Annotated in this window: 6 protein-coding genes and 1 riboswitch; of the genes, 1 reads left to right on the forward strand and 5 read right to left on the reverse strand. The window is 68.8% G+C overall.

All coding sequences use genetic code 11. The annotated features are described in order from the left end of the window. Positions 1 to 11: 11 nt before the first annotated feature. The 5 genes from ACFW6D_RS11685 to ACFW6D_RS11705 form a co-directional block, all read right to left on the reverse strand. Positions 12 to 1,241, reverse strand: coding sequence for an SfnB family sulfur acquisition oxidoreductase (locus tag ACFW6D_RS11685; RefSeq protein WP_379327268.1), 1,230 nt, complete (start codon positions 1,239 to 1,241; stop codon positions 12 to 14). Then, the gene (gene sfnG, locus ACFW6D_RS11690) at positions 1,241 to 2,356 is read right to left on the reverse strand and encodes a dimethylsulfone monooxygenase SfnG (protein WP_379327270.1); all 1,116 of its coding nucleotides are present in this window, start codon (positions 2,354 to 2,356) and stop codon (positions 1,241 to 1,243) included. Before sfnG ends, ACFW6D_RS11685 begins: the two co-directional genes overlap by 1 nt. A gap of 39 nt (positions 2,357 to 2,395) precedes the next feature. Next, entirely contained in the window at positions 2,396 to 3,778 is a 1,383-nt protein-coding gene (locus ACFW6D_RS11695) for a styrene monooxygenase/indole monooxygenase family protein (RefSeq protein WP_379327272.1), read from the reverse strand. A 61-nt stretch (positions 3,779 to 3,839) separates the two neighbouring features. Continuing rightward, the gene (locus ACFW6D_RS11700; protein ID WP_379327274.1) at positions 3,840 to 5,276 is read right to left on the reverse strand and encodes an LLM class flavin-dependent oxidoreductase; all 1,437 of its coding nucleotides are present in this window, start codon (positions 5,274 to 5,276) and stop codon (positions 3,840 to 3,842) included. After that, a complete protein-coding gene (locus ACFW6D_RS11705; protein WP_379327276.1) occupies positions 5,273 to 6,490 on the reverse strand; it encodes an acyl-CoA dehydrogenase family protein in 1,218 nt (405 codons plus the stop codon). Before ACFW6D_RS11705 ends, ACFW6D_RS11700 begins: the two co-directional genes overlap by 4 nt. 153 nt (positions 6,491 to 6,643) lie before the next feature. After that, a riboswitch (glycine riboswitch) is annotated at positions 6,644 to 6,743 on the forward strand. 155 nt (positions 6,744 to 6,898) lie between these two features. Between ACFW6D_RS11705 and gcvP the strand changes: the two genes are divergently transcribed. After that, positions 6,899 to 9,709, forward strand: a complete 2,811-nt coding sequence (gcvP, locus tag ACFW6D_RS11710) for an aminomethyl-transferring glycine dehydrogenase (RefSeq protein WP_379327278.1) — start codon at positions 6,899 to 6,901, stop codon at positions 9,707 to 9,709. Positions 9,710 to 9,821: the final 112 nt, after the last annotated feature.

A 9,821-nucleotide genomic window follows, 5' to 3' on the forward strand; every position in this document is an offset into this window, starting at 1 on the left:
AGCCGAGCAGGTCAGAAGGTGCCGTGGGCAGGCGGGGGAGTGTCGTGGAGTAGGGCGCGGCCCAGGTGATGGTACTTCCAGCGGACCGGGTCGTGCAGGGTGTGGGTCCTGGCATTGCGCCAGAAGTGGTGCAGGTTGAGATCGGCGGTGGCGCTGCGGGTTCCGCTGACTTCGAACAGGGCGGATGACACGTCAACGGCGGCGCGGTCGGCGACGATCTTGGCCGTCGCGACGGCGAGGGACGCCTGACGGGCCGCGGTGTGTCCGTCGGCGCCCGAGACCGCCGCGGAGATCGCCGAATCGACGGCGGTTCCCGCGGCCGCCAGGGTCGCCTCGGCCGACGTCACCGTCACCACCAGTTCCCCGAATCGCTGGATGAGCAGCGGGTCGTCGACGGCGCGGTCGACCCCGGCCTCGAACCAGGGCCGGGCGTGGCGCCGTACGAATTCCGTTGCGGCGGTGAGGGCTCCGCGTGCGATGCCGGTATCTATCGCGGCGTGCAGCAGCTGGGCGTAGGCCCCGTAGGCGGTGGGTCCGGCGAGGGCTTGCGCGCGGGGGACCAGTTGCTCGGCCCGCACCCGCACGTTCGCCAATTCGACAGTGCCGCTGCCGGTGGTGCGCTGGCCGAGGCCGTTCCAGTCGTCCACGATCCGGACGCCCGACGTTCGAGCGGGCAGGTAGGCGATGTATTCGCCCGCGGGCAGGCCGCTTCTCGCGTCAGGGTCGTCGAGCCGGGTCAGCACGGCGAGCAGATCCGCGAACAGTGAGCCGGTGCAATAGTATTTCGTGCCGTCGATCCGGAATTCGTCGTCTACCGGGCGCAGCGTGGTCGAGATGTCGGTGATGGTTCGGCCGCCGCGTTCGGATTGGGCGTTGGCGATGCGCGCACCGCCGAGCACCGCTGTGAAGTATTCGCGTCGCTGTTCGGCGGTACCGGCCAGGCGCAACAGATTCAGATACACGAAATGGCTGTGCGGGATCTGCGCGATATTCGGATCGGCCACCGCCAGCAGCCGCACCACTTCCGTCAGCACGCTCGGCGCCAGATCGGCTCCACCGAACTCGGCGGGCACCGTGATCGCGAGCAGACCCGAGGACGCCAGCTGATCCAGCTGCGCGTAGGGCAGCTCGCGGTCGCGGTCCCGGGCGGCGGCGCCGGGCGCGAACTCGCGGGCGAGTTCGGCCGCGACGGTTACGCCCTGGTCGGCGGAGGTGATGCGCTGGGCGGTGGCCGCGGTCATCAGCCGACCACCGTCGCGGGAACCCGGGCCGCCTCGAGTTCGCGGACCAACGGCAGCACCTTCGCCCCGAAGTACTCGATGTCCTCCTGGAAATGCAGGAAGCCGCCGAGAATCAGGTCCACCCCGAGGTCGCGATAGGCGACGATCCGTTCGGCCACCTGCTCGGGTGTGCCGATCAGCTGCGTGCGGAATCCATCGTTGTACTGCACGAGATCGGCGAACGACGAATCCGCCCACATACCTTTGCGGTCGCTGGTGGACGCACCCGCCTGCTGCACCGCGTCGCGGAAACCCTCGACCGCGGGCTTGTTCGCCTTCTCGATGATCTCGCGCAACGTATCGCGCGCTTCCTTCTCCGTATCGCGGGCGATGATGAACCCGTTGAGCCCGAACTTCACCTCGCGATCGTTGTCCCGGGCGACGGCACGCAGGTCGTCGAGTTGTTCGGTGACGCCGTCGAAGTCCTTGCCGTTGGAGAAATACCAGTCGGCGTGGCGGCCGCCGTTGCGCCGGGCCGCCGTGGAGTTACCGCCCTGGAACAGTTCGGGGTTGGGGCGGGCCGGGGTGTTCAGCGGTTTCGGCTTCAGTGTGAAATCGCGGATGCGATAGAAATCGCCGCCGTAGTTCACCTCGTCCTCGGTCCAGATCTTGCGGATCACCTCGAGGAATTCGCCGCTGCGCCGATACCGTTCGTCGTGCTCGAGCCACGGCTCGCCGAGGGCCTGGAATTCGCCCGCGAACCAGCCGGACACCACATTGATCGCGAACCGGCCGTTCGAGAGGTGGTCGGCGGTCGCGCCGAATTTCGCGAGCACGGCGGGATGCCACAACCCCGGATGAATGGCGGCGATCACCTTCAGCCGTTCGGTGGCCAGCAACAATGCCAGGCTGAAGGACGTGGATTCGTGCTGGAATTCGGCACCGTAGGAGGCGGTGTAGCGCACCTGCGAGAGGGCGTAGTCGAAGCCGTTGCGTTCCGCGGTCTGCGCGAGCTTCTTGTTGTACTCGTAATCCCAGCTGGTGCGCTGTTCGATATCGCTGGTGACGAGGCCACCGCTCACATTCGGCACCCAATAGGCGAACTTGATCTGATCGGTGATCCGCTCGGTTGTCATAGCTGCTCCAGAGTTCGTGCGGGGGTGGGTTGGCTGTCGCTATCCGACGGCGACCGGCGCGAACGTCGACCGCGCGAAGCGACCGGCCGGTGTGAACTTCGCCAGCAGTTCGCCCGCGTCCACACCGGTGACCTGGGTGATATAGGCGGCGGCGTCCTCGGGAGTGTCGATGGCGAGGAACGGCTGCGGCCGGTGCAGCAGCCCGACCAGTGCCGAGGCGAAGCGCGGGTCGACGGCGGCGGTGGCGAAGAACTGGCCGCCGATGTCGGCGAACTCGGGGTCGCTGAGGAACAGCCGGGTCACCTTGGCGGCGGCATCACTGCGGGCGGCCAGGAACGCGGCGTACTGCTCGCCGATCCACTGCTCGTCGAAGGGCCCGTCGTGCACCGCGGCGGCCGCGACCAGGCGCTGTGCCTGGATCAGGCCACTCTGGGCGCCCTGCCCGGCGACCGGATCGTAGGCGACGGCGGTGTCTCCGAGGGCCGCGACCGGGTGGCCGCCCTCGGTGCGTCCCACGCCCGCCCGCACGACCGGTCGTACCGCGCCTTTGAGCCAGGAGTGCGGGTCTTCGGCGATCACCTGGGTGGCCTGTACCTCCGGCAGATCCCAGTCGATGTAGTCGCGGTAGAGGTCTTTCACGATGCGCAACGCCGATTCGGCGGAATCCGCCGCGGCGAACCGGGTCTCCCAGTCGCTGCCGGGACGCGCCCACCCGAGGAAGGCCCAGCTCGGGCCCACATCCTTGTGCAGGTACGGGCCCCACCATGCCTCACCCTGTTCGGCGAGGATGGAGAACAGGCTGTGCGCGCCTCCTGCCGGGCCGCGGTGCGCGAACACGCCGGAGTCGTAGCCGAGGCCGGTCACGGTGACGGTGAGCAGTGAGCGTTGCGGCTTGTCGTAGACGGTGCGGGTGGTGTCGATCGGGAAGAGGTCGGACAACCCGCCGCGACCGGTGGCGACCAGGGTGAGGTCGTTGGCGGCGGCGATCGCGTCGAGCGACTGCGGGGTGACGTTGTCGACGACGAACTCGCCGCCGCGCGCACGGAACGCGGTGAGCCGCTCGTCGGCCTTGAGCCGGGTGTCGACCGCGACCCCGACGTACCCGTCGAAGGTGCCGTCGAACGCGATCAGTTCGGCGTTCTCCGGGCCGGCGATGCGGACACTGAGTCCGGTGTGGCGGGGTGCGCGGCCGGTGTAGCTGTCGAGCCCGAGCGCGGCTTCGGCCTGCTGGGTCTCGCCGAACTCGAGGGCGGTGCCGGTGGCGGGTACGTCGTCGCGCAGTGCGCGTTGATCTCGGTCGCTGTAGAGGGTGACGGTGAAACCGGCGTCGAGTAGTCCTAGCGCCGCAGTGACGCCGGTTTGACCGGCGCCGATTACCGCGGCCGAACGAGTGGAGCGGGAAACGGGAGTCTGCGATGTCATACCGGAATACTGCGCTGACCTGCACCCGATGAAGAGTGTTGCGATCAGCGCGAATTGATCCCTACGTGCCCGCTGGTTCGTTCACCGACCCCGGCCGTGACACCGCGTGCGGTAGCACGGTGGAACGCGGACCACCGACGCGATATCCGGCACCCCGATGGTGGGCGGGCAGCCGATCACCGGCTCCGAAGAGGGCGTCGCGCAATGTTCCCGGCTCGTATTCGGCGCGGTACACGCCGCGTTCGGTCAGCACCGGAACGACATGGTTCACGATGTCCTCGAACGTGCCGGGGGTGATGGCGTAGGCGAGGTTGAACCCGTCGAGATCGGTGTCGGCGACCCACTCCTGCAGCAGGTCGGCGACGGTTTCGCCGGAACCGGTGAACACCGGCCCCATGCCGCCGATGCCCGCCCAGCGCCCGATGTCGCGCACGGTCCATTCGCGGCCGTCGTCGTCGAATTCCTGGAACGCCGCCACCGCGGACTGGATGGCGTTGCTGTGCACCTCACCGATCGGATCGTCGAGGTCGTATCGCGACAGGTCGATTCCCATCCAGCCCGACATGAACACCAGCCCGCCCTCGACGCTCGCGTAGGACAGGTATTCGGCGTGTTTGGCCTGTGCCGCCTCGTCGGTCTCGTCGGTGACGATGGTGGCCAGCGCGTAGATCCTGGCCTCGTACCGCCCGCGCCCCGCTGCCTCCAAGGCATCGCGAACCCGCGAAACGGTCTGGGCCAGTACGTGTTTGGACGGGCCGGCGATGAAGATCGCTTCGGCGTTCTCGGCCGCGAACTGCACTCCGCGCGGTGAGGCGCCCGCCTGATAGATCACCGGCGTGCGCTGCGGTGACGGCTCCGACACGTGGATTCCGGGCACGATGTAGTGCTTGCCGTAGTGACCGATGTGGTGCACCTTCGCCGGGTCGGTGTAGATGCCGCGATCGGCGTCGCGGACCACCGCGTCGTCCTCCCACGAACCCTCCCAGAGCTTGTAGAGCACCTCGAGGTACTCGTCGGCCCGGTCGTAGCGTTCGTCGTGATCGAGCTGATCGGCGTCACCGAAATTCCTCGCCGCCGAAGGCAGATAGCCTGTCACCACATTCCAGCCGAGGCGCCCGCGGGTGAGGTGGTCGAGGGTCGACATGCGGCGGGCGAACGGAAACGGATGCTCGAACCCGGTGCCGGTGGTGATGCCGAAACCCAGATGCTCGGTCACCGCCGCCATCGCCGACACCAGCAACAGCGGGTCGGCGACGGGGGTCTGCGCGCCCTGGCGCAGCGCGGCGGTGTCGTCGCCGCCGTACACGTCGTAGGTGCCGAGGACGTCGGCGATGAAGATGCCGTCGAACCGTCCGCGTTCCAGGAGTTTCGCCAGCTCGGTCCAGTAGCCGATCTCGGTGTAGCGGTGGGACTGGTCGCGCGGATGACGCCACAGCCCCGGTGACTGGTGGGCCACACAGTTCATGTCGAACGCGTTGAAGCGGATCGGCCTGCTCACCGCGTCACCTCCGTGCGGCGCTCGCCCGCGCTCCAACCGAACGGCAACTCGGTGCCGTTGAGGAGGTAGTCACCGACGGCACGGGCCTTGAAAATCGCCGGATTGTGCACCGAGACAGTGCGGGCGTTTCGCCAGTGCCGGTCCAGGCGCAGTTGTTCGGACACGATGGACGCGCCACCGAGCTCGAACAGCTGGGTCGTGGCGGCCAGGACGATATCGATCACCGCGAGTTGTGCCTGCGCGGCGGCCAGTTCGGCGGCGGCGAGGTCCGCGGGATCCTTCGCCCCGGCGTCGAGGACGCGGTCGAGAATATCCGCCACAGCCAGGACGGTCGCGCGCGCGGTGAACGCCGCCGCCGACAACTTGCCGATCACCTGCTGGACGAGGGGGTCCTCGCGCGGCAGATCGGCCGAGGCGTGTGTGTAGGTGCGTGTCCGCGCGCTCACCCATTCCCTGGCGTCGCGCTCGGCGCGAGCGGCGATCCCGGCGAGCACCGCGAGCTGCACCAATTGCAGGTAGGCGGTGCCGTAGGTGGGGCCTGCGACACCGTAGCCGGGCCCGAGGATGCGATCGGGCGCCACCTCGACATCGGTGAACTCGGTGGTACCGCTGGCGGTGAGCCGCTGCCCGAAGCCGTCCCAGTCGTCGTGCTGTACCACCCCCTCGGCGTTCGCGTCGACCAGCACCCCGAGGCGCTCACCGTCACGATCGGCGGCGACCAGGATGTGATCGGCGAACAGTGAACCGGTGCTGTAGTACTTCACCCCGTTCAGGAGCAGCCGGTCGCCGTCCTCGGTCAACCGGGTGCGATACCGGTCGACGGCACCCACCCCAGGTTCGGTGATCGCGTTGCCGACCAGCGTGCCCGCGGCCACCGACCGCAACCACCGCTCCCGCTGCGGGCCCGGCTCGGCCAGCCGCTGATCCTCGACGAACGACCAGTGCACCCGCAACGCCTGCGGCAGGTTCGACTCGGCGGCCGCGAGATCGATGAGCAGCCGGAACAGCTGGCGCACGCTCGCACCGTAGCCGCCGAACTCGACCGGTACCCGCAGGGCACCCAACCGGGCCTCTTTCAGCCAGGTGACCTCGTCGAACGGCAATCGCCGGTCGATCTCCCTCGCCACCGCACCGGCGGCGATCCGGTCGAAGATCGGGGCGAAGACGGCATCGAGCTCGGAATCTGTGATCGCGGACGCGGTGGTGGAAGTCATGGCCCAACGATCGCGCAGCGGGCTGCCGGATTCATCGGTTGCGCGCAGGGGGATCGAAACGCCTCCCCGCCGCTGTGGTGACGAGCACTACACCCCCGGCGGACCCCTGGTGGCACGACCGGGGGTTTGCTGCCTCTAGACTTGGTAGCGCGTCGCCGCAGTGCGGGAGAGTCCTCGATTCGTGAGAATCGGGGCGCCGAAGGAGCAGCACCTCCCCGTCAATCTCTCAGGCAACAGGGACCGCACGGTGATTCGACGCCTCTGGAAAGCGGTGGCATCCGGCTGCCCGCCCACGGGGAAAGGGACACGGGTCTAACGGCCGGTTACCGAATCTCTCAGGCGCACAGACAGAGGGGGAGGGCTGGTACCCGTCGACCACGAGGTCGACCCGCCCGACCTGGAGCTGCCGTGACCCGTTCGTTCGCCGACCGCCACATCGGACCCGATTCCGACGAACTCGCCCGGATCCTCGCGACCATCGGCGTGGAGTCCATCGACGCCCTCGCGACCACGGCGCTGCCCGCCACGATCCTCGACGAGTCCGGCCTCGGCGCACTGCCCGCGCCCGCTTCCGAGCACGAGGTGCTGGAAGAGTTGGCCGCACTGGCGCAGGCGAACACCGTCGCCACCTCGATGATCGGCCTCGGCTACTACGACACCCTCACCCCGCCGGTGCTGGTGCGCAACCTGCTCGAGAACCCCGCCTGGTACACCGCCTACACCCCGTACCAGCCCGAGATCAGCCAGGGCCGCCTCGAGGCGCTGCTCAACTTCCAGACCATGGTGTCGGACCTGACCGGCATGGATGTCGCCAACGCCTCCATGCTCGACGAGGCCACCGCCGCGGCCGAGGCGATGACGCTGCTGCGCCGCGCGGGCAAGTCCAAGTCGAACCGGCTGATCGTCGACGCCGATCTGTTCCCGCAGACCAAGACCATCATCGGGACCAGGGCTGAGCCGCTGGGCATCGAGATCGTCGAGGCCGACCTGTCGACCGGGAAGCTGCCAGAGGGTGAGTTCTTCGGCGTGATCGTGCAGACCCCGGGTGCATCGGGTCGCATTGTCGACTGGACCCCGATCTTCGCCGCCGCCCACGAGCGTGGCGCACTGGTCGCCGCCGGCGCGGACCTGCTGGCCATGACGCTGAGCACCCCGCCCGGTGAGCAGGGTGCGGATGTCTGCTTCGGCACCACCCAGCGCTTCGGCGTCCCGATGGGCTTCGGTGGCCCGCACGCCGGCTACCTCGCCGTGCGCACTGCCTTCGCCCGTCAGCTGCCCGGCCGCCTGGTCGGTGTGTCCGTCGATGCCGACGGCGCGCCCGCGTACCGACTCGCGCTGCAGACCCGTGAGCAGCACATCCGCCGCGAGAAGGCCACTTCCAACATCTGTACCGCCCAGGTGCTGCTGGCCATCGTCGCCGCCATGTACGCCAGCTACCACGGCGCCAACGGCCTGCGCGCCATCGCGCGCCGGGTCCACGAGCACGCCGCCGCTGTCGCGTCCGGCCTCGGTGGGGCAGTGGTGCACGGCGCCTTCTTCGATACCGTGCTCGCCCACGTGCCCGGCGGCGCGGAAGCTGTTGTCGCCAAGGCGAAGTCGAAGGGCATCAACCTGCGCCTGGTCGACGCCGACCACGTCGCCATCGCCTGCGACGAGGCCACCACCGACGCGCACGTCGCCGCCGTCGTCGAATCCTTCGGCACCGCACTGACTCCCGACGCCGGGGCGGGCACCGAGCCCACCTCGATCGAGACCCGCACCTCCGACTACCTGACCCACCCGGCGTTCACCCGCCACCACACCGAGACCGCCATGCTGCGCTACCTGCGCGCGCTCTCGGACAAAGATATTGCGTTGGACCGCAGCATGATTCCGCTCGGTTCCTGCACGATGAAGCTCAACGCGACCGCGGAGATGGAGCCCATCACCTGGCCCGGGTTCGCCCGCCTGCACCCGTTCGCGCCCACCGAGGACACTCCGGGCATCCGCAAGCTGATCGCCGACCTCGAGGGATGGCTGGCCGAGATCACCGGCTACGACGCGGTGAGCCTGCAGCCCAATGCCGGTAGCCAGGGCGAGTACGCGGGCCTGCTCGCGATCCGCCGCTACCACCTCGATCGCGGCGACGACCACCGCGACACCTGTCTCATCCCGTCCAGCGCGCACGGTACCAACGCGGCCTCGGCGGCCATGGTCGGCATGCGCGTCGAGGTCGTGAAGTGCCGGGCGAACGGTGACGTCGACCTCGACGACCTGCGCGCCAAGATCGCCGACCACGCCGAACGCCTGGCCTGCATCATGATCACCTACCCGTCCACCCACGGCGTCTACGAGCACGAGGTCGCCGAGCTGTGCGCGCTCGTGCACGACGCGGGCGGCCAGGTCTACGTCGACGGCGCGAACCTCAATGCCCTTGTCGGCCTTGCCCGTCCGGGCCGGTTCGGCGGCGACGTGAGCCACCTGAACCTGCACAAGACCTTCTGCATCCCGCACGGTGGCGGCGGTCCGGGCGTCGGCCCGGTGGCGGTGGGTGCGCACCTGGCTCAGTACCTGCCCGGTGATCCCCTCGAAGCCGGTTCGTACGCGGTGTCGGCGGCCAACTACGGCTCCGCCTCGATCCTGCCGATCACCTGGGCCTACATCCGGATGATGGGCGCCGAAGGCCTGCGCGCGGCGACCCTGACGGCCATCGCGTCGGCCAACTACATCGCCCGCCGCCTCGACGCCTACTTCCCGGTGCTCTACACCGGCGAGAACGGCATGGTCGCCCACGAGTGCATCCTGGATCTGCGCGAGATCACCAAGCAGACCGGTGTCACCGTCGACGATGTGGCAAAGCGCTTGGCCGACTACGGTTTCCACGCGCCGACCATGAGCTTCCCGGTGGCGGGCACCTTGATGGTGGAGCCCACCGAGAGCGAGAACCTCGAGGAGATCGACGAGTTCATCGCCGCCATGATCGCCATCCGCGGCGAGATCGACCAGGTCGCAGCAGGCATGTGGCCGGTGACCGACAACCCGCTGCGCGGCGCACCCCACACCGCGGCCAGCCTGGTCGCCGACTGGGACCACCCCTACAGCCGGGAGACCGCGGTGTACCCGCGCGGAATCGGTCATGCCCGGCCGAAGGTGTGGCCGTCGGTGCGACGGATCGACGGTGCGTTCGGTGACCGCAACCTGGTGTGCTCGTGCCCCCCGCTGGACGCGTACGAGGACTGATCGACACCCTCTTCGACAACGGGCCCTGCCGAGCTGATCGGCGGGGCCCGTCGTCGTCGGTACCGGCCTGTGACGCTGGGTGACGCTTCGGTCGCGCCGAGGTTGCCGACAG

The organism is Nocardia sp. NPDC058705, from assembly GCF_042749305.1.
In the GTDB taxonomy this organism is placed as follows: domain Bacteria; phylum Actinomycetota; class Actinomycetes; order Mycobacteriales; family Mycobacteriaceae; genus Nocardia.